Genomic DNA, 234 nt, shown 5'->3' with positions numbered 1-234 from the left:
GGCTTTGACAGGCAGGCATCGGCGCCCGAGGTGAGCAGCGTCTCGCGCAGGTGCGGCGACAGTGTATTTACCAGCAGGCAGGTATGACTGCACTGTGGCTTGATTTGTTTGATCAGCGCCAATACCTGATTGACCTGGTTCAGGGCAATAGTGCGGCCAATCAAGCCAATATCGTAGTGCTGCTGGTGTGCCAGCGCTTGTTGTAGCTGGCCTTTTGTCGCGCAGGCAGTAACC

The 234-nt window shown here is 56.8% G+C and carries 1 protein-coding gene; it reads right to left on the bottom strand.

Features of this window, described 5'->3' with window-relative positions:
* Positions 1-234, bottom strand: a 234-nt coding sequence (locus R0J87_RS24880; RefSeq protein ID WP_498889704.1) for a hypothetical protein, incomplete at both ends; no start/stop codon positions are given.

The organism is Halomonas sp. SIMBA_159 (assembly GCF_046536035.1).
GTDB lineage: Bacteria > Pseudomonadota > Gammaproteobacteria > Pseudomonadales > Halomonadaceae > Vreelandella > Vreelandella venusta_A.
This window is presented reverse-complemented; position numbering and strand designations above follow the sequence as displayed.